The sequence below is a fragment of the Acutalibacter sp. JLR.KK004 genome, from assembly GCF_036941085.1.
GTDB lineage: Bacteria > Bacillota > Clostridia > Oscillospirales > Acutalibacteraceae > Acutalibacter.
In genome coordinates this window covers 2,348,787-2,368,803 of the sequence record NZ_JAYMNQ010000001.1, presented here as the reverse complement: position 1 = coordinate 2,368,803, position 20,017 = coordinate 2,348,787, and the positions used below count along the sequence as shown (strand labels likewise).

At 57.2% G+C, this 20,017-nt stretch carries 14 protein-coding genes; 6 read left to right on the top strand and 8 right to left on the bottom strand.

Annotated features, from left to right (window positions below):
• Positions 1–112: 112 nt before the first annotated feature.
• A complete protein-coding gene (locus VSQ30_RS12915) occupies positions 113–508 on the top strand; it encodes a hypothetical protein (RefSeq protein ID WP_334464465.1) in 396 nt (131 codons plus the stop codon).
• 660 nt (positions 509–1,168) lie between these two features.
• On the opposite strand, the gene VSQ30_RS12910 is transcribed toward VSQ30_RS12915, so the two are convergent.
• Genes VSQ30_RS12910 through VSQ30_RS12890 form a run of 5 tightly spaced genes read right to left on the bottom strand, consistent with a single transcriptional unit; the run spans position 1,169 to position 7,573 of the window.
• Complete coding sequence (locus VSQ30_RS12910) at positions 1,169–1,558, bottom strand: IS30 family transposase (RefSeq protein ID WP_334464464.1); 390 nt, start codon at positions 1,556–1,558, stop codon at positions 1,169–1,171.
• A 13-nt stretch (positions 1,559–1,571) separates the two neighbouring features.
• Positions 1,572–6,434: an LPD25 domain-containing protein gene (locus VSQ30_RS12905; RefSeq protein WP_334464463.1), complete on the bottom strand. Its 4,863-nt coding sequence runs from the start codon at positions 6,432–6,434 to the stop codon at positions 1,572–1,574.
• Between the two features lie 20 nt (positions 6,435–6,454).
• On the bottom strand, positions 6,455–6,604 hold the full coding sequence (locus tag VSQ30_RS12900; protein WP_334464462.1) for a ParA family protein: 150 nt from the start codon (positions 6,602–6,604) through the stop codon (positions 6,455–6,457).
• Complete coding sequence (locus VSQ30_RS12895; protein ID WP_334464461.1) at positions 6,597–7,340, bottom strand: helix-turn-helix domain-containing protein; 744 nt, start codon at positions 7,338–7,340, stop codon at positions 6,597–6,599. Before VSQ30_RS12895 ends, VSQ30_RS12900 begins: the two co-directional genes overlap by 8 nt.
• Positions 7,341–7,354: 14 nt before the next feature.
• On the bottom strand, positions 7,355–7,573 hold the full coding sequence (locus VSQ30_RS12890) for a hypothetical protein (RefSeq protein ID WP_161880199.1): 219 nt from the start codon (positions 7,571–7,573) through the stop codon (positions 7,355–7,357).
• A gap of 417 nt (positions 7,574–7,990) precedes the next feature.
• Here VSQ30_RS12890 and VSQ30_RS12885 point away from each other — a divergent pair, with 417 nt between their 5' ends.
• The 5 genes from VSQ30_RS12885 to VSQ30_RS12865 all read left to right on the top strand — a co-directional run bounded on the left by VSQ30_RS12885 (position 7,991) and on the right by VSQ30_RS12865 (position 14,474).
• Positions 7,991–8,671, top strand: a complete 681-nt coding sequence (locus tag VSQ30_RS12885; protein WP_334464460.1) for a lysophospholipid acyltransferase family protein — start codon at positions 7,991–7,993, stop codon at positions 8,669–8,671.
• Positions 8,672–10,666 (top strand): bifunctional 4-hydroxy-3-methylbut-2-enyl diphosphate reductase/30S ribosomal protein S1, encoded by a 1,995-nt coding sequence (locus VSQ30_RS12880; protein WP_334464459.1) that lies wholly within the window; start codon positions 8,672–8,674, stop codon positions 10,664–10,666. It begins immediately after the preceding gene.
• A gap of 137 nt (positions 10,667–10,803) precedes the next feature.
• Complete coding sequence (secF, locus tag VSQ30_RS12875; protein WP_334464458.1) at positions 10,804–13,170, top strand: protein translocase subunit SecF; 2,367 nt, start codon at positions 10,804–10,806, stop codon at positions 13,168–13,170.
• A 143-nt stretch (positions 13,171–13,313) separates the two neighbouring features.
• The gene (locus VSQ30_RS12870) at positions 13,314–13,886 is read left to right on the top strand and encodes a DUF4364 family protein (protein ID WP_334464457.1); all 573 of its coding nucleotides are present in this window, start codon (positions 13,314–13,316) and stop codon (positions 13,884–13,886) included.
• Positions 13,887–13,973: 87 nt separating this feature from the next.
• On the top strand, positions 13,974–14,474 hold the full coding sequence (locus VSQ30_RS12865) for a hypothetical protein (protein WP_334464456.1): 501 nt from the start codon (positions 13,974–13,976) through the stop codon (positions 14,472–14,474).
• A gap of 147 nt (positions 14,475–14,621) precedes the next feature.
• Here VSQ30_RS12865 and VSQ30_RS12860 read toward each other — a convergent pair whose 3' ends face one another.
• From VSQ30_RS12860 to dusB, 3 genes are all read right to left on the bottom strand, one after another.
• A complete protein-coding gene (locus tag VSQ30_RS12860) occupies positions 14,622–16,121 on the bottom strand; it encodes an O-antigen ligase family protein (protein WP_334464455.1) in 1,500 nt (499 codons plus the stop codon).
• Positions 16,122–16,444: 323 nt separating this feature from the next.
• Positions 16,445–19,021 carry a DNA polymerase I gene (gene polA / locus VSQ30_RS12855; RefSeq protein ID WP_334464454.1) on the bottom strand — a complete coding sequence of 859 codons (2,577 nt, stop codon included), beginning with the start codon at positions 19,019–19,021 and terminating at the stop codon, positions 16,445–16,447.
• Positions 19,018–20,007, bottom strand: a complete 990-nt coding sequence (gene dusB / locus VSQ30_RS12850) for a tRNA dihydrouridine synthase DusB (protein ID WP_334464453.1) — start codon at positions 20,005–20,007, stop codon at positions 19,018–19,020. Before dusB ends, polA begins: the two co-directional genes overlap by 4 nt.
• Positions 20,008–20,017 lie beyond the last annotated feature (10 nt).

Genomic DNA, 20,017 nt, shown 5'->3' with positions numbered 1-20,017 from the left:
TTTATACAAGGCTTGTCCGGCCTCATCCTCGGGCCGGACCGCCCAGTTTGGAGCTGGTGAACGGACTCGAACCCCTGACCTGCTGATTACAAACAGTGTGGAGGGCCGAAATTTGGCTCCATTACGGCGTTTCTGGGCCTTTCTACTACACCAAAGCGCGGTATTTGACCCTGAATTTCCCACTGTGTCCACCCGTTTTTTTCGCCGTGTGGGTCAGGGTGTGGGTCTGGCGGCGGGGCGGCGTAATAAACGATTTTTCAATGGTGCAACCTTGTTGGTCAAAATTTGCGCCGCTAAACAAAGAAAGGTTTTACACCCAATGAAAAGATTCTCATACAGATACAAGAGTATGGCATCATTCTTTCTCTGCCATTCTGTCGAAGTTACATTAAGTATGCCATATACAAGATGGGGTGTCAAGTACAAATCACGCCGAGGAAAAATAAATAAAAGATTTGGTGAGTTTTCTCTAAAAATGTGTTATACTTATTTAAAAATATCCAGATAGATGTTTAGGTTGAAGGACAATAATGAGGTGAGACCATACTATGCAGTTAATAAGCCTGTATATAAATGCACAGCACAGGACGGATTAAACGGAGCGCATATTACTAAGGCGCGCAATAGCCAAGAACTATATCAAGAAATCATTTCTGAAATCTACGACTTTCTGTAGCTCTTCCTAAGCTGAAAAAGAAAAATTGGATATGCTTTAAAGAAGCCCCGGAACCCTTGCAAACACTGGGATTCGGGACTTTTACTTAAAAAATTGATAACTTCGGCCAAGGCCTGCAGCAAGGTCATGGGACTCTGTCCCACACCTCGCTTAGGGCGCTGCCCTAAGAACCCGCAGCCTTGAAAGGCTGGCGAACTTTTTATCGCCTCTCTCCGGCTTCTTTTCGTTACCTTTTTCTTCGGAAATGGAGCTTGGTGTCTGCCTTTTTTAATGCTGCTGCCCTGTGCGGACCCCAAATGTCAAGATGTTTTTAGAAAAAAGTTTTAAATGCAACGATGTTTGTAGAAGTACACAAAAGCACCCCTGTGTTGTTGTACAACAACACAGGGGTGCTTTTGTGCTGAAAGAGCATTTCACAGTTTTGGCGTACAGCAAACAAGCCGGAAAAGCCTCTGCTTTTTCGGCTGGCCCAGGCTGTTCAGTTTTGGTAGGTCAGGCAGAGGACATGAAAATGGACATCATGTCCTCTGCGGACTTCCAGCCAAGTATCTTCCTGGGGTACTGGTTCATCCAGTCCTGCACCTGCCGGACTGCCTTTTTCGTTACCTTGCTGAAATCTGTGCCCTTGGGAAAGAAACGGCGTATCAGGCCGTTGGCGTTCTCATTGCTGCCCCGCTCGTAAGCGCTGTAGGGGTGGCAGTAGTAGATTTTTGTGCGAGGGCCGCGTCCATAACGGGTGTGCTCCATGCCCTGGCAGTCCGCGAATTCACTGCCGTTGTCGCAGGTGATGGTCTTGAAGGTGCGCCGGAACTTGCGCCTGCCGTATTTCTTCTCCAAAACATCCAGGGCTTTCACCACGCTGCTGGCTGTCCTGTCTGGCAAAAGGACAATAATCTCATATTTTCTTATCTGGAGCCGTCTCCAAGCTGCACCCCAAAAAGAGCATTGCCCGGTTTTTAAAGCATTCTTTTAACTCTTTGACTAATGGGCGGCCTGTTCCATAGTGCCTGTCATACTGCGCTTTTGTAAACACAATTCTACTGTATTCGATCAGTCCGCCGGTTATAGAGCCGTGGAGCTTCAGCAGGCCGTTGGTTCCTCCCTCATGAAGCAACTCCCGGAGCAGTTCCGAGTGACCGGGAAGGAAAGTCCAAGCAAAGCGATGACCGCTTTCACTGTATACGGCCTCCAGCGTTTCATAGGCGGACTTCCGGGTGGTGCCGAACCGCTCCGAGAGTGCTGTGGCGTGGACGCCATGCACCTGCCACTCCCCGGTGGCGGCGCTGTAGAAGGCATGGGTGCGCATGGCGGCGGCAGGGGACAGGCCAAAGGCTTCCGCCATGAACTGGTCGATATACGCGGCTTCTATCCACACAGCCCCCAGGCGCACGTCGATTTCAGCGGCGGTAAGGGGCCGGGGCTGCACCCGTTCAAGGGCTTCCACATTGACCGTGTAATCGTCGGGGTAAAGCTTTGCCGAGCGCCTGGCCCACTCCAGCTTTTCCCGCACATTGCCGGATAAATACTCATCGGCGGACAGGTATTTTTCCTGCCCGGGACCCTGCCCGAACAGGGGGTTTAAGAAAATATCCCCTTTCAGTTCCTGATAGATTTCCTCCTCTGCCTTGCCCGTAAGCCGGGCCATAAAGGGCAGGTCTACTTTGGCCCGCTCCCCTAAAGACACAGCCAGGGCTTCGGCGGCGGTTTCCGTATGGGTAACGGGCCGGTGGGGCTGGATGGTGCGTTTGGTGAAGATATCCGCCCTGCGTTTTAATTCCCCGTTTTTGCCCACCTCCTCCAGGGAGCAGAGCAGATAGTAGCTGGAATCCCGGTCGAAAGCCCGGGCGTTTTTCCTGTCATTTATGAGGCCGAACCGTTCCAGAAAGCTGTGGTGGAACCGGTTCAGCTCCCCCTGGGCCTGCCGGATTTCTCCATCCGGGGCGTCCTCCATCTGAAGCCGCAGGAGCCGCCGGGTGCAGTCCCGCAGGGAAACCATGGCTTTCACCCGTTCCCCCGCGTCCCCCCGGAGCTTTGGCTTTTCCAGGGATTCCCCTTCCCGGTAGTATACCTCCCCGTCTATGACCGCAAAGCTGTAAGGCTTTACGTCCTCCAGGGAGACGGACTTTTCCTCCTCCTGGCGGGGGCTTGCCTCCTTGTATTCCCCATGAATATGGGTGACGGCCTGTGCAAGCTGCCCTGCCAGATCCGCGCCGGGCGCAGGGGCAACGGTGTAATCCTGCCCGCCGTACTGGCTGCTGGTACTCTGCTCTGCGCCCAGCACCATGTGGGGGTTGTCAAGGAAATACTGGTTTACCCGGAAGCCCAGGGCTGACTCCCCGGTCTGCACCCAGGCAGGCTCCTGTTCCGGCGGGGATTCCCGTTTTTGCAGGAAAAGGATATCGCTGACAACCTCTGTGCCCGCGTTATCTTTAAAGGTGTTGTTAGGCAGGCGGACGGCCCCCAGCAGGTCGGCGTGCTGGGCCAGGTATTCTCTGACCTTGGTATCCCGGCTGTCCAGGGTGTAACGGGATGTGAGAAACGCTACGATACCGCCGGGGCGCACCTGGCCTAAAGCCTTGGCAAAAAAGTAATTGTGGATGGAAAAACCCAGCCTGTTATAGGCCGGGTCGTGTACCTGGTACTGCCCGAAAGGCACGTTGCCGATGGCAAGGTCATAGAAATCATGGCGGCTGGTGGTTTCAAAGCCCGCGATTTTTATGTCCGCCTGGGGGTAAAGTTGCCGGGCTATCTGCCCGGTGATGCTGTCCAGCTCAACCCCGTACAGCCTGCTTTTTGCCATGCTTTCAGGCAGGCACCCGAAAAAATTGCCTGTGCCCATGGAGGGTTCCAGAATCCTGCCGCCCCGAAAGCCCATGTTTTCCAGGGCCTGGTACATAGCGCGGATAACTACGGGCGTGGTATAATGGCTGTTAAGGGTGGAAGCCCTGGCAGATTCATATTCCTCCGGGGGCAGAAGCCCTTTAAGCTCTTTGTATTCGCTGGCCCAGGCGGGCTTGCTTTCATCAAAAGCGTCCGCCAACCCGCCCCAGCCCACATATTTAGAGAGTGTGTTCTGTTCCGCCGGCGTGGCCTGCCGGTTTTCCGTCTGTAGCTGCCGCAAAAGCCTGATGGCTTCCACGTTCATTTTGTAGTGAGCTTTAGGGCCGCCTACACCCAGATTCTCATCTGTAATGCGGAAATTGGGTGCGGGTGCGGGCTTCTCCTGGCCGCCGGAACCAGTTGCCTGCACAGGGGCCGGAAAATGATTCTGCACGGCGGGATCTTCTGCGGAAACCAGCCAGCCGTCCGGATCCCGGACAGGGCCTTTCTCCTCCGGAGACGGCGGGGCGGCAGGTGTTTCCCGCTCCTGCCGGACAGCTTCCCGCAGGATGGGCACGATATCCCGGTACTTCTCATACTGGCTGAGGAAATCTATCACGCCGCCGTCCCCGTCTCCAATGTCCTGGCGCTCCGTATAGCTGCTGCCATCCGGCATACGCAGGGTGAATTTCACTTTATCATAGCCCAAATATGGGCCGTATTCCGGGTCGTCCGCAGCGTACACAGCCTGCCAGGAGCCGTATTTTTCGATTCCTTCTGCCTGTTTTTTTACATAATGACTGTCGGTTTCTTTCATCAGGCGGTCAAATTCAGCGAGGGAATAAGAGGTCTTATCCTGGAAAACTTCGCTTTCACTCCATTCGCAGAAGATATAGGGCCTGCTGGGATCTATGGACAGAGAAGGCGTGGGCGCACTCTCCTGTTCTTGCGGGGCAGGCGCTTTTTCCTCTGCGGTCGGTGGGGCCTGTTCGGGAACAGCCTTCGCAGAGGGGGTGGTTTTAACCTGTTCCTGGGCCTTTTCATCGGGGAAATGCCCGAAAACCCGCAGCCATTTTTTCTCCTGGAGGTCGTAGACGGCAGCGCCCTCATACTGAAAACCATCTTCTTCCATAGAGCCGTCAAGATGCCTCCGGGCGGCTTTTTCCGCTTCGGCTAAAGTGGGGTAATCCAGTTTCTCATCAAAGCCGTTTTCAAAATGGTGGTACACAACTACCTGATAGCGGGGCTTTGTTTCCTGTTTGTCTGCGGAAAGCGCAGGGTACGTTTCATCCCAAATATCCCGGTGCAGGCGGGCATGAAACCCCTGCATGTCATAGTAGAGCTTAGCAAACTGCAAATTACTAGCTGATGCCGCAACCCTTTTTATGGCAGCGTCGCACTCCAGGCGGGCGCTTGCTTCATCGGAATTGCGGCAGGCGTTGCGGTAGGCTGTGTCCTCCATCACAGCAGCCAGCACCATGGGCTTGTACTGCTGGTACAAGTCCCGGACAGTGGGGGCAGCGGTGGCCTCCTGCCCATCCGCTGCCGGCCCCTCCAGATACCGCCCCTCCAAAACCTCCTTATCCTCCGCAGAGAGGAAAGCGTCCTTTTTGATCAGTTCCTCTATACGTTTTCGTACCGCGCCCCATTTCAGCTCTACCTTGGCATAAGGCTCCACAATATCTCCATGGCTGAATTCCACCCCTTTAGAGGTATAGACAATATTGTCATTAACGCCATGGAAGCCGGAATACACCCCATGGATGCCTGACAGGTACTTTTCCCGTTCCTTTTTGTCCGGGTGCTGTTCAAAGAATTGATACACGCCAATGCGGTAATCGTGCCGGCCGGCATCTTCCCGCAGCAGCTTGTCTATCTCATCCTGGGAAATAAAGAGCCGCCGCTGGGGGGTGAAGCCCTCGGCGGCGGTGAATTTTATAGGCTCAAGCTGCAAGTCCTTTAAGCCCTGCAAAATCTCATCTGTCCTGTGGTAATGGAACCGCAGCAGTTCCCGGTCGTGGGCATAAGCGGATAGGAAAGCGCCGCACTCGTCCACCAGCCTTTGCAGGCTTTCCGGTTTCTCCATCCACTCTTTCACTTTGGCTAATTTGTCATAATGCCCCAAAAAGTCCTGAAAGGCTTTTCCCAGCGTGGGGAAATACCTGTCCTGGGCGTCCTCCGCAATATCCCTTTGCAGGAAAACCAGGGCTTCCGCCACCCGGCCCCGCTCAAAGGGCCAGGCCCGGTATACCATAAGCTGGCTGGCATATTCCCCTGCGTCCAGCAGTTCCCGGATACGGATTGCCGCCTGTTCCCAGGTCAAAGCTGTTGCAAAATTGCCATGGGCGCTCTCACCGGGGGATATCAGCATCCCGGCCCCGTCATACCAAAGAGAATATTTGCTCTCCCCCACATAGAAGCCAGCGCCGTTCTCCTTATAATGGGCCTGCAAAAACCGGACGTTTTCCTCCACTGGCTTATCCTTCATAAACTCCGCAATAATGCGCAGCCTGCTGCTGGGGTCGTTCGCGCCAATGCGCAGGGCCTCATCCAAGACGGTCTGGGACAGGCCTGCGGGTTTTAGGGATTCCTTTTCAGGCGGTGGGCTGTTTTTTTGAGGCGCGGGCGCTTCGGCCTTTTCCAGCTCCATGGAGAAAAAAGAAACCTGCCCCGGCGTCTGGGCAGGGGGGTGGCGCTGCCGCCTGTGGGATTCCAGCACGGTTTCCCGCACGGCCCGCTCCACCTGCCGCAGCAGGGCGGAACTGATCTGCACGGCAGTTCGCGCCGCCATGTGGATTTCCCGCCTGTCCCCCTCCAGAGGCAGGAACCGGGAGAAATCCTCTTCCGGCTGCTGCCCGCACCGGGAGAGCGCCATGTAACAGGCGCTGCTTTCTATAAACCTGCGGTATTCCCCGGCCTCCGGGAACTGCCTGTCCAAAAGCCTGCGGGCCGCGCTCTCTACAAGGGCCGGGAGGGTTTCCCCTCTGGCCCCATATGCCTGCCCCAGCGCTTTCTGTACAGTTTCCGCAAAACGCGGCCCATACTGCCAGTGGTGACGGTTTTTCCCACCCCGCCCTTTTGATTGCAGACCGCGATTACCTTACTCATGCTCTTTTCCCTCCAGTGTCAATTGATGGGGCAGCTCTGTCCGGGGCTTCCTTTTCCGGGCGTACAGTTCTGGGTTTGCCCGATAGTATGCCCTGCGGTACGCCGCCCGCTGCTCCTGGTTGGCGGCATTGTATGCCTTGTCATATTCAGCCCGGGCGGCTTTTTCCTCCGGCGTGTTCGCCGGGTGCGCCCGGTTCCACTCCCGCGCCCTGGCCCTGATGCGTTCCTGGTTTTTCTGATAGTAGTCCCGCAGGTACGTTTTGCGCCGCTCCTTTCGGGCCTGCTCCCGCTCCGTCTTTTGCCGTTCCAACTCTTCCGGAGAGGGAGGAGGGGAGGCGGGATCATGAAAGAATTCCGCAAAGCTCATGCCCGAAAGCTCCAGAAGGGGCCGTACCGTTTCCGGCTTTGGAAAGGTGTTTCCCCGCAGGATATTCCGCAGGGTGTTGTCTGGGATCCCCGTCTCCCGCGCCAGCTCCGCAATGGAAGTGTAGCCGCTCTCCAAAACCCACCTTGCGGCGTTGGGATAGGGCCACCTCCGCACAAGCTGGGCAAAGCCTGGGGTGACTGGCCCGCCCTCCATCCGGCATAAAAGATCATGGACAGCCTGACGGGTCAGACCGAACCGCTCCCCGATAGCCCGACAGCTTTCCCCTTCTGCCCACAGCCGGGCGATCTCCTGCCGCCGCTGCTGCCTCTGCCGCTCCTCCTCCGTCAGTTCTTTAAATGCTTTTGCCATGGAGCCTCCTTTCCTTACGCTTCATGGTACACGCAGGGGACATGTTCTCCCTCCGGGCAGTCCGCCCAGGCGTCATAGATACGGAAATTCCGGGGATTATGCCCCGCCTCCCGCTTTCTGCACCTGGCGATATACCCTTTCGCAGTTTTAATGCTGCTGGCAAAACCCCAGACGTGGGAATACCCGCCGCATACCTTCCTGTCGCTCTCGTACTCCATGAAATACTGCTTCATACCGTTCCCATTCCCTTTCCGGAAAGTGTCTAAAACAATCCTGCGACTCCCTCCGCAAACTTAGTCCCTGCCCCAAATTTCGGAAGTTTTACCCATGTGTGGGATATTCACTTGCCAGCCTGAAACGGCTCTTTCTCTACAATCCGTTTTCTGTTGGTTTTGTCTGCCTCCCACACCGTCTGTAAATAGAAAATTGTTTTAGACGCCTTTCTCAAAGTGTCTAAAACAATTATGACATCCGCCGGCAGGCCCTGGCAGCGGAAAAGGGCTTGTAAACCGCGGCAGGCTGTGATATAATACAATTTAACAAAATGGGGCGGTATATACTTTGCGGGTTTTTATACCGGGCACCGGGCAGAAGGGGGACGCCGCATCCTGCCCGCGCCCCGTACCGTTTCAAAGGAGAGGAGCGAGGAAGTGGCAAAAAAGAAAAGGGAGTGCAAGAGGAAAATGTGGCTTTATGCCCTGGGGCAGTTCCTGCTTGTGCTGTTCTACTACCCGGTGTTCCGCATGCGGGTGCGGGGGCGGGAGAACATCCCCCGCACCGGGCCTTTGCTGGTGTGCTGCAACCACGCCGCCAAGCGGGATCCGGTTATGCTGGGGGTTTCCATGAGGCGGCAGGTGTTCTACATGGCCAAGGAGGAGCTGTTCCGCGGCAGGTTCCTGGGAGGGCTGCTCAGAAAGCTGGGGGCCTTTCCCGTGCTCAGGGGCAGCGGCGGGGCAGACGCCCTGCAGGAAGCCTACGATCTGCTGGACGACAACGCTGTGGTAGGGGTGTTCATCGAGGGCACCCGGTCGAAAACCGGGGAGCTGGGCAGGCCTAAAACAGGCGCGGCCCTTCTGGCCTACCGCACAAAGGCGCCTGTGGTGCCCGTATGCATCACGGCCGAGGACGGCAAGCCCCCCCGGGTCTTTAAGCGCACCATTGTGAAATTCGGCAGGCCCATCCCCTTCGAGGCCCTGGAAATGCCGGACGATTCCAGCATGCAGCTTCGCAAGGCAAGCCGGAAGATTATGTCAGAAATAGCCGCCCTGCGGGCAGAGTCCCTGGAGGAGTTTGGGATACAGCCCGAGGGCGCGGGAGAGGGGGAAAACTGATTGCAGGTAGAAGTGGCAGAAACCGCTGGCTTCTGCTTCGGGGTGGACAGGGCGGTAAACGCGGTCTACAAGCTGCTGGAGGAAGGGAAGAAGGCCTGCACCTTAGGGCCTATCGCCCACAACCCCCAGGTGACAGGGGACTTGCGGGAAAAGGGCGTGCTGGCGGTGGATTCCCCTGCCGGCGCGCCTCCCGGGTATGTGCTGGTCATCCGCTCCCACGGGGTGGCCCGGGAGGTGGAGGAGGAAATAGGGCGCCTGTCTGTTCCCTGCGTGGACGTTACCTGCCCTTCTGTGAAAAAAATACACCGGCTCGCCCGGGAAGCCGGGGAGCAGGGAAGGGTGTTTTTACTGTTCGGGGATGGGGATCACCCAGAGGTACGGGGGATCACAGGCCACTGCACAGGGGAATTTCTGGTGTGCCGGGGGGCGGGGGAACTGCAAACCCTGCTGAAAAACCGCCCGGATTTGTCGAAATTGCCCATAGCAGTGGCAGCCCAGACCACCTTCCATGCTGGAGAGTGGCAAAATTGTTTGGGAATCCTGAAAAAAGTATGTACAAACGCCGTGTTTTTTGCTACAATATGTAATGCAACTGCGAAGCGGCAAAAAGAGGCAAAGGCCCTGGCCCAAAAATGCCACCGGATGGTGGTCATCGGAGGCCGGGACAGCTCGAATACGGCGAAACTCCGCGATATTTGCGCTGAATATTGTGAGACGTACCTCATAGAAAGGGCGGACGAGCTGCCCGCTTTTCCGGCCGGACTGCGCATTGGCATCACAGCGGGGGCATCGACCCCGGCAAGCATTATAAAGGAGGTACTGGTTACCATGGCAGAAGTAAACAACAACGAGCTGAATTTTGAGGAAATGCTGGAGGAGTCCCTCAAAAGCTTAAATACAGATGAAAAGGTACATGGCGTTGTTGTGGGCATCTCCCCCACGGAGGTCTATGTAGACGTAGGCCGCAAGCAGGCAGGCTTCATTCCCGCAAACGAGCTTTCCAACGACCCCGGCGTAAAGCCCGAGGACATTGTAAAGCTGGGCGATGAAATGGATCTGCTCATCATGAAGACAAACGACCAGGAAGGCACCATCATGCTCTCCAAAAGGCGCGTGGACGCCATGAAGGGCTGGGATGAAATCCAGGAAGCCCAGGAGAGCGGGGAAATCCTCACGGGCAAGGTTATTGAGGTGGTCAAGGGCGGCGTTATCGTCTTGAAGGGCGCCATGCGGGTGTTCGTGCCTGCCTCCCAGGCAACCGCCAGCCGGGGCGAGGATCTGAATGCCCTGATGGGCACCCAGGTGCGGTTCCGCATTATCGAAGTAAACCGCCAGCGCCGCCGGGCCGTAGGCTCCATCCGCAGCGTGCTCCGGGAAGAGCGCAAGGCCGCCCAGGAGAAGTTCTGGGAGACTATCGAGGAAGGGCAGGCCTTCACCGGCACTGTCAAGTCCCTGACAAACTTCGGCGCTTTTGTGGACTTGGGCGGCGTGGACGGCATGATCCACATCTCCGAGCTTTCCTGGAACCGGGTCAAGCACCCCAGCGAAGTGGTGAACGTGGGCGACACGGTAGATGTGTATGTCAAGGGCCTGGACAGGGAGAACGGCAAGATTTCCCTGGGCTACAAGCGGCCTGAGGACAACCCCTGGGTGAAGATGGAGCGGGAGTATCCTGTGGGCACTGTGTGCGACGCCAAGGTTGTGGGCATGACGGCTTTCGGCGCTTTTGCCAACGTGATCCCCGGCATTGACGGCCTTATCCATATTTCCCAGATTGCCGACCACCGCATCGAGAAGCCCCAGGATGTGCTGAAGGTGGGCGACGAAGTGCGCGTAAAGATTACAGAAATCGACTTTGACAAGCACCGGGTGTCCCTTTCCATCCGGGCGCTGCTGGAGGAAGAGCAGGCCGCAGCCGACGAGGCCGCTGCCGAAGCCCCGGCAAACGAGATTGTGTATTCTACAGAGCTTCCCGCTGACGAGCCGGAGGAATAAACCTAGTATTTTCGTGTATTAAAACAGGGTAGTATCTACTGCTGCCCTGTTTTCTACGTAAAAACAACAACGTGATAAAACAGCCCAAGGGCTTGCTCTGCAAAGGGTTTTGTCACGCTGTATTGGAGGAAAGAACTATGAAGCGTGTAAAAAAACCGGTATTTTTTGTGGTGCTGGTGCTGATCTGCGCCCTGGTGTTCACCTCGCTGTTCGGCTTGTACGGCCAGAACGGCGACTTTAAAACCACCATCCTGAAAGGCGTGGGGGACATCCGCTGGGGCATCGACATCCGGGGCGGCGTGGAAGCCACCTTCAGCCCCGCGGGGGATGTGCAGGCCACGGACAGCGAGCTGGAGTCTGCCAAGCAGATTATCGAAACCCGCATGGTGGCCCAGAACATCACCGACTATGAACTGTATACTGACAGCGGCAACAACCGCATTATCGTGCGCTTCCCCTGGAAGAGCGACGAAACAGATTTCGACCCGGAGACAGCCATCAACGAGCTGTCTGCCACCGCCATGCTCACCTTCCGGGAGGGCGGCGATTATGAAACCATGGAATACGGCACAGACGGCCAGCCTGTCTATAAAACGCCTTCCGGCACTACAGCGGATACCATCATCCTGGAAGGCTCCGACGTGGTGAAGGCCGAGCCTGGGGTGCAGCAGAGCGAAAGCACCGGGGCCACAGAGTACGTGGTTTCCCTGGAGCTGAGCGACAGCGGCAAGGAAAAGTTCTCGGAGGCCACCGGGCGGCTGGTGGGCAGCGTTATCTCCATCTGGATGGACGATGTGCGCCTGTCCGCCCCCACAGTAAATGAAGCCATCACAGACGGCAAGTGCATTATTTCCGGCGGCTTCACCAGCGAATACGCCACCACCCTGGCGGCGCAGATCCAGGCGGGCGCTTTGCCCTTTGCGTTGGAAACCTCTAACTTCAACGCGCTGGCCCCCACCCTGGGCGCCAACGCCCTGAACGCCATGATGCTGGCAGGCATTATCGCCTTTGCCCTCATTGCCGTGCTGATGATAGTGGTGTTCCGCCTGCCCGGCGTGGTAGCGGTTATTTCCCTGGCAGGCCAGATGGGCATCTGCTTTGCGGCCATCACAGGCTTCTTCCCCAACATGAATTCCTTCACCATGACCCTCCCCGGCATTGCGGGCCTCATCCTCTCCATCGGCATTGGCGTGGACGCAAACGTTATCACCGCCAGCCGCGTCCGGGAAGAGCTGCGTGCCGGCAAAACCCTGGACGGGGCCTTGCAGCGGGGCTTCCAGAGCAGCTTCTGGGCCATCTTTGACGGCAATATCACCACTGCCATTGTGGCTGTCATGCTCATGGGCGTGTTCGGCCCCAGCAACATCCTGTCCCTGATTTTCGGCGAATCCACTACAGGCTCCATCTTCTCCTTTGGCTTCACCCTGCTGGTAGGCATTATCGCCAACTTCATCATGGGCGTGTTTGCCACCCGCATGATGACCCTCTCCCTGGCAGGCTTCAAGTGCCTGCACAGGAAATGGCTCTTTGGCGGCTCCAAGGAGGACGGGCAGGCCGGCTCCAAAACGGAAAAGGTGTGGGACTTCTTCAGCAACCGCAAAACCTTCTATATCATCTCCGCCGCTGTGCTGGTGGTGGGCATTGTGGCAAGCGCGGTTATCGGGCCGAAGCTGGATATCCAGTTTGCAGGCGGCGCTATGATCCGCTACACAGTAGACGGCACTGGCGTCACCTCTGACGCTGTGGCTCAGACCATCCAGGACAAGCTTGGGAAAACAGCTTCCGTGTCCCTGAATACAGATATGGGCACAGGAGGCCAGCAGGCCACCATCTCCTTCTCCGGCAACCAGGGCATGACGCCCGACGAGCAGAAGGAAGTGGCAGACACCCTGTCCGATGCTTTCCATGATGCCACCTTCACCCTGCTGGAGTCCAACTCCGTGGACGCCACCATGGGCGCCAAGTTCTTCCAGAAGTGCCTGGTGTGCTTTGCCCTGACAGCCGTGCTGCTGCTGGCATATATTGCCCTGCGGTTTAAGAAGATTGGCGGCCTGTCCGCCGGCCTCACCGCTATTGTGGCCCTGCTCCATGACGTGCTCATTTCCTTCTGCGTGTTTGTGGTGTTCGGAATGCCCATCAACGATATCTTTATCGCTGTGGTGCTCACCATCCTGGGCTATTCCTTAAACAGCACCATCGTTATTTACGACCGCGTCCGGGAGAACAAGCGCAAGTTTGGCTCCAAAACGGCTCTCAACACCATTATGAACCAGAGCCTGAGCCAGACCCTGGGCCGCACCCTGCTCACCTCCCTGACCACCTTCCTGGCTCTGGTGGCAGTGCTGGCTGTGGCAGGCATATACTCCATCTCCAGCGTAATTTCCTTCTCCTTGCCCATGATGGTAGGCGTGGTGGCTGGGTGCTTCTCCTCCCAGTTCATCGCCCCCACCCTGTTTGCCGCATGGCAGAACCATGTGCAGGCAAAGGAAAAGTCCAACTCCTAAAAACAGCAGATACGATAAAGGGGCCGTCCGGCACAAGCCGGGCGGCCCCTCTTGCCCTTTTACGCGCCTGCTCCCATTGCGCCTTTCGCAGGGGTATGGTATAATAAGCTTATATAAAAAATGTTTTGTCTGGAGGGATGGTCATGGAGCGGGGGTTTACCGGCGGCGTAGGGCCAGGAGGATTATGGAACCCAAATGATATCCGTATATTGATATGCTATGTGCTGCATAGCGTAGACGCGCCCTTGCCCCGGGAGGACGTCTCTCAAATTTTGCAGCGAAAGGGTCTGGCGAATTACTTTGAGGTAGAGGACGCATTTGCCGCTTTAGAGCGGCTGGGCCACATTTCCCAGGATGGGGCGGGGCTTTGCCAGGTGGAAAAAACCGGGCGGGAGATAGCCGCCGCCCTGGGGGACACCCTGCCCCTTTCTGTGCGGGACAAGGCCACAGAGACGGCGCTGGCTCTGCTGGCCCAGGCCCAGGTGCAGCGGGAGAACCGGGTGGAAATCCAGGAGGGCGCTAAGGGCTTCCAGGTTTCCTGCCACATCTCCGGAGGGGACATGGAGCTGATGTCCGTCTCCCTGTATGTGCCGGACAGGGCGCAGGCAGAACTGGTGCGGGAGAACTTCTACAAAAACCCCGAAGGGGCTTACAGGCTGCTTTTATCCTTTCTCACAGGGGACATGGGGTATGCAAAGGAGTTGTTTGAGAAATAGGAGTCGTGGCGCTTATTTAAAAGGCGCGCAAAGCCGATATAGTAGGTAAATGGCAGGGGATTTCCGCTGCGGAAAGGAGCGTGTTTTATGGAAATGCGGGTAACCGGAAAGCGTTTTGGGGGGACAGTGAAGCAGGCGGTTCCAGAGAAAAAGCCGCAATTAGGGGGACAAAGCCCCATGGGCAAGGCCCGGCAGGACAGGCTGGAGCTGTCCAAACGGGCGGCGGATTTCCTCACAGAGCAGGCAAAACAGATGGCCGAGGAGTTGGGCCGGCTGGGGCAGAAGGAAAAGGAAGAGTCCGGCGGCGGTTCCCTGCTCGACAGTTATAAAAAGCAGATGGATATCATGGACAAGTGCGCCAAGATTTCCGCCAGCATCTCCGCAGGGGACAGGGTGCCCCCGGAGGATCTGCGCTATTTGAAGGAGCACGACATGAACGCCTATCGGCTGGCAATGGTGACCCGGAAGCCGAAGAGGGATCCACAAGACAAGAAAAGCGAGCTTTCAGAAGAGGACATCCGGGAGATGGAGAGCGGTAGGACCATGGCTTCTGGAGCAGACGCTGCCAGCGAAGCCGGCGGCGAGTGAAGAGACGGAACGGGACAGCCAGAGATGGATGACAAATAGCTGCAAGAGATTACAGAAAGTTTACAAAACCCGCAGGTTTTACCAAAAACCTGCGGGTTTTTACCATTATTAACATTTTGTTCATAAAATTGGAAGGATTGGAAAATGCTATGCCTTCCTTCCCTGCTTCCGGGAACTCCCGGGGCATTCCCGGATTTTCACCAGATAGTAAATGCCTGCCAAGGCAAGGGAAAAGTATACGGTAACGTTAGGCTTGCGCAGCACCTGCCCGGAAAACTGGGCCGCGCCCAGCGCCAGTATGCATATAAGGGAATAGGCCCCCAGCTCCAGGGAAAGGAAGTCAAAAAACCTCCGGCGGTTTTGCACCAGGCCTTTCAGGACGCACCACACGAAGTACAGAATGAAGCCCAGATACAGGGCGGCGCCTAAATAGCCGTAATAGAAGGGAAGGGCGGAAAGGTCGTTCTCCGCGTCATAATTGTACCCATTTATGGTGGCCTCCGCATACTCAAACCCTAAAAGCCTGGTGGGGAAATCCTTCTCGTCCCGGATTAAATCCAGGGCCGCCAGGCGCTTTGTACGGCTGTTATACAGAACCTGGGGCTGGGTGGCGTAATGATACTGCTCCATCACCTTTTCCAAGCCGAAGCGATCCAGCAAATCCCCCAGCAGAGGCCCGCCGAACACGCCGGGCTTGCTGTACACCTCCGTATACACCCGCTGTATTTTTTCCAGCTTTTCCGGGGGGATTTCCTCCCCTTGTGCATAGGTGAAATCCCAGTCCTCTCCTAAAACAGCAGCGGCCTTTTCCTCATAGATGGCATAAGAGTTGGCTGTAAGCTTCTGCCGCTGCACCATGGGGGAAACGCCCTGCAAGGACAGCAGCACTGCCGCCGCCAGGAGAAGGGGGATACAGAAGCGGATATGCCCGCGGGTTAGCAGGAACAGGATCCCGAAAGCCCCGCACAGCAGCACAGCAGAAAAGTACGTAAGCCGGGTGCCTGTAAGGTACAAAAGCCCCATCCCCAAAGCGCACGCAAGGGAAAACACAGAAAGCCTTTCCGTACGGGCGGCCCACAACAGCAGCCCTGTCACCAGCAGGCAGAGGATGGCGCTTTGGGCGTTTGGCACGCCAAACCAGCCCAGCACGCCCAGTTGGATGCCACGCTCGGAAAAGTCATAAGTATAAGCTGGGGCGCCAACGGCGTAGGAAAGCAGGATTATCAGCAGCACTGTGGTGAAATTTACCGCGAAAAAGAAGGGGATGCGCGAAAACAGTTCCCCGCTCTTTTTCAGGCATGTGATAAAACTCAGCGTCCACAAGGGGAGCTGGATAAGCTTCAAATATTCCGCCACGTCCCCGATAGGATCCATATAGCCCATACGGGCACAGTTCAGCCCGTGTAAAAGCCAGAGCGCGCCTATGGCGCCATACATGGCGCCATAAACCCATTTGCGGTCTGACAGATAGAAGCCGTAGGCGCTCACAGCTACCAGCAGCAGGCAGCGCAGGGCGGTGGTAACGCTTGTAAGCTCCGCTTCCCCCATGAAATAGGACAGTACATCCAGCACAGGCTGGCTTACTAAAAGCACAGTCACAATGGCGGGGGTATGTGTAAGAAAGTCTCTCTGTAGAATACGCTTCATGCTTCCTCTTTTCCAACATGGAGTTTAAGAACCGCCCGGTTAAGGACGGCCTTTTTGTCTCCCTGTCCCGGGCGGTTTATTGTACCATAACCTTATCCGGAGTTCCCGATACCCCTGCGAAGCAGGGGGTGAGCGCTTTGCGGTTATTATACCATGTATGGGTGCCGTAATATCCCGCTTAGAATGGTGCGGTATTGCCTATTATTCATTATAGCAGTTTTCCCAGCGGATTTCAACTGTGGACTCCACGGGGGCAGGAGGACACACGATGGCCGCCGTAAGCGCGGAAGCATCCGGTCGCGTTTCCTCTGTCCTGCGTGCCGTCAGCCTTTGGCGTCGTACCAGGTTTTCCCGGCGCAGGCCTCTGCCACCAGGGGGACGGCAAGGTTTACCGCCTGCTCCATCTCCTCCCGCAGCAGCTTTTTCACCTGTTCCTGCTCGCTTTCCGGACACTCTACAATCAGCTCGTCGTGTACCTGTAAAATCATCCTGGCCTGAAGGCCTTCCTGCATAAGCCGTTTGGAAACCCGGATCATGGCGATTTTAATGATGTCCGCCGCCGCCCCCTGGATGGGCATGTTCCGGGCCACCCGTTCCCCAAAGGCCCGCATGTTGAAGTTGGAGCTTTTCAGCTCCGGCAGGTACCGCCTACGGCCAAACATGGTTTCCACATAGCCCTGCTCCCGGGCTTCCTCTGCCACCCGCTTCATGTAGGCGTCCACCCCGGCGAATCCCCGCAGGTATTCGTTGATATAGTCCTCCGCCTCCTTGCGGCTGACCCCGATATCCTTGGAAAGGGAGAAGGCCCCGATGCCATAGACAATGCCAAAGTTTACAGCCTTTGCCCTGCTGCGCATTTCGCCTGTCACCAGTTCCGGAGGCATGCCGAACACCCTTGCCGCTGTGGCGGTGTGGATATCCCGGCCCTCCCTGAAGTCCTCCTGCATGGCGGAATCGTTTGCCACATGGGCCAGCACCCGCAGCTCGATCTGGCTGTAGTCCGCGTCCACCAGCACGCCTTTTTCCGCCGCGAAAAACTTTCGCAGCTCCCGTCCGATGGGGGTGCGCACCGGGATGTTCTGCAGGTTCGGCTCTGTGCTGGAAATGCGCCCTGTGCGGGTTTCTGTCTGGTTGAAGCTGGAGTGGATGCGCCCGTCCGGGCCAATCACCTTTAAAAGCCCGTCGCAGTAGGTGGATTTCAGCTTCGATACTGTGCGGTAGCGGAGGATTTCCTCCACCACCGGGGCCTGCCAGCGCAGATCGTTTAAAACGTCCACATTGGTGGACCAGCCTGTTTTCGTCTTTTTCCCATGGGGAAGCCCCAGCTTTTCAAAGAGGGCTTCCCCTAGCTGCTTGGGGGAGTTGATGTTGAAATCGTATCCCACCTGCTCTATGATGGAATCGTGCAGCTCCTGCACCTGCCGCTCCATCTCCCTGCCGTAGGCCTCGATGGAATCCCTGTCCACGTAAAACCCGATGTGCTCCATCTGGGCCAGCACAAAGCTTAAGGGGATTTCAATGTTTTCCAGCAGCTCCCGCTGGCCGTTTTCGTCAATGGCCTTAGAGAGGGACTGGCACAGCCCGGGCATCCCGGCGGCACAGCAGAGGGCTTCTTCCTCCAGCTCCGGCAGGACGACCCGGTATTCGGCGCAGAGCCTCGGCACGTCATAGCCGCTGGCAGAGGGGTTTAAAAGATACCCTGCCAGGGCTGTGTCCATGCGCACGTTTTCTATCTGGGTTTGAAGCTGTAAAGCCAGCCGGTGCAGGGGCTTTACATCGTGGGTGAATTTCCCGATGCGCCCGTTCTGAAAGAAGGCCCGCAAAAAGGCTTCGTCCGGTTGCACAGCCCAAAGCTCCCCCTTGTGGCAGAAATCCATCTCCAAAAGGGCGCCTTCCTTGTCCCACTGGCACAGGAAATAGGCTGCGCCCTCATCCTCCAGCCGGGGCAGCATGGCCGCGCCGTCTGGAAGGCGGTTTACAGGCAGGGCTTCCCCCGCTGCCTTTTCCGCCTCCTGCTGGGGGGCGGGGATGCCGTCCAGCCCGAATTTTTCCAGGAGGGAGAAAAGCTCCAGCTTTACCATAGCGGCCGCGGCTTTCTGGGGATCCCCGGCCCCCTTTTGATAGTGGGCAAGGGTGGTGTCAATGGGGGCATCCCGGCGGATGGTGCCCAAATCATAGCTTAAAAAGGCGTTGTCCCGGGAGGCCTCCAGCTTTTTGCGCATGGCAGGCTTGATATCCAGCTCTTCCAGGTGATCATACAGGTATTGGATGCTGCCGTATTTCTGGATAAGCTCCCCCGCGCCTTTGGGGCCGATGCCCGCCACGCCAGGGATGCAGTCGGAGGCATCCCCCTGGATGGCCTTGAGGTCGATCATCTGCCGGGGGGTTACGCCGTATTCCTCCATGATTTTCCCTTCGTCGTACAGCGTCACCTGGGGCTGGCCGAATTTCGTGGTGGCAAGGCGCACGCTGGTGCTGCCGGACACAAGCTGCAGGCTGTCCCTGTCTCCTGTGGCAATGAGGCACTGGTGGCCCTCCTTCTCGCAGGCGGCGGAAAGGGTGCCCAGGATATCGTCGGCCTCCCAGCCCTCGCAGGTGACGACATGGCAGCCCAAATCCCGCAGAAGCTGCTGCAAAACAGGAAGCTGCTGGGCAAGCTCCTCGGGCATGCCCTTGCGGTTTGCCTTATATCCCGCATACTGCTTGTGCCGGAAGGTGGGCGCCCGCATGTCAAAGGCCGCCGCCACCCCTTCCGGCTCCGTCTCCTCCAAAAGCTTTTTCAGCATGGTGAGAAAGCCGTATATGCCGTTTGTAAACTCCCCGGATTTTGTGGACAAAAGCTTTATCCCGTAAAAGGCCCGGTTCAGGATGCTGTTCCCATCTAACACCAATAGCTTCATAGGTCTTCCTCCTGCTCTTGTTGATTTCTCTGGTATACGTCCCCCACCAGCCTGTCCAAATCTTCCAGGGTGCAAAGCTGCCCGGCCCTGCGCCGGAACTCTGCCGCTCCCCGCAGGCCGTGGAGATACCAGCCTGCGTGCTTCCTGGCCTCCCGCATGGCCCGGCCCTCGCCCTTCAGCTCCACCAGCAGGCCAATGTGCCTGCGCATGGTGAAAAGCCTTTCGGCAATGCCGGGAGGCGGCAGGATGGTGCAGGAATCGGTGAGGTAGGCGTTTATCTGCCGAAACACCCAGGGATTCCCCAAGGCGCCCCGGCCCACCATCACCATGTCGCAGCCCGTTTCCATCAAAAGGTTCCGGGCAGACTGGGCGCCTGCCACGTCCCCGTTGCCGATAACCGGAACGCTGACCGCCTCCTTCATCTGGCGGATGATGTCCCAGTCCGCCTTTCCCTGGTACATCTGGGTACGGGTGCGCCCATGTACGCACAAAGCGGCTGCCCCGGCCTGCTGGCAGATTTTCGCCACCTCCACAGCGTTTTTGCTGGATTCGTCCCACCCGGCCCGCATTTTCACCGTAACGGGTACAGGAACCGACCGCCGCAGGGCGGACACGATCTCCCCGCATTTCTGGGGATCTTGCATCAGGGCGCTGCCCGCGCCGTTTCCCGCCACCTTGGGCACCGGGCAGCCCATGTTTAAATCAAAGCCGTCTGGGTGCAGGGCCATGAGCATTTCACCGGCTTGGGCGATAGTTTGGGGATCCTCCCCGAAAAGCTGGATGAACACCGGGGAGGCGTCCTGGCTTACCGCCGCTATCTCCGCTGTTTTTTTGTCGCCATAGGTGACCGCCCGGGCACTGACCATCTCTGTTACGGTATAGGCCGCGCCAAAGCCCTGGCACACCTGGCGGAAGGCGGCGTCTGTCACCCCTGCCATAGGGGCTAAGGCCGCCCGGCCCTGTATCTCCATATTGCCTATCTTCACGGGGAACCCT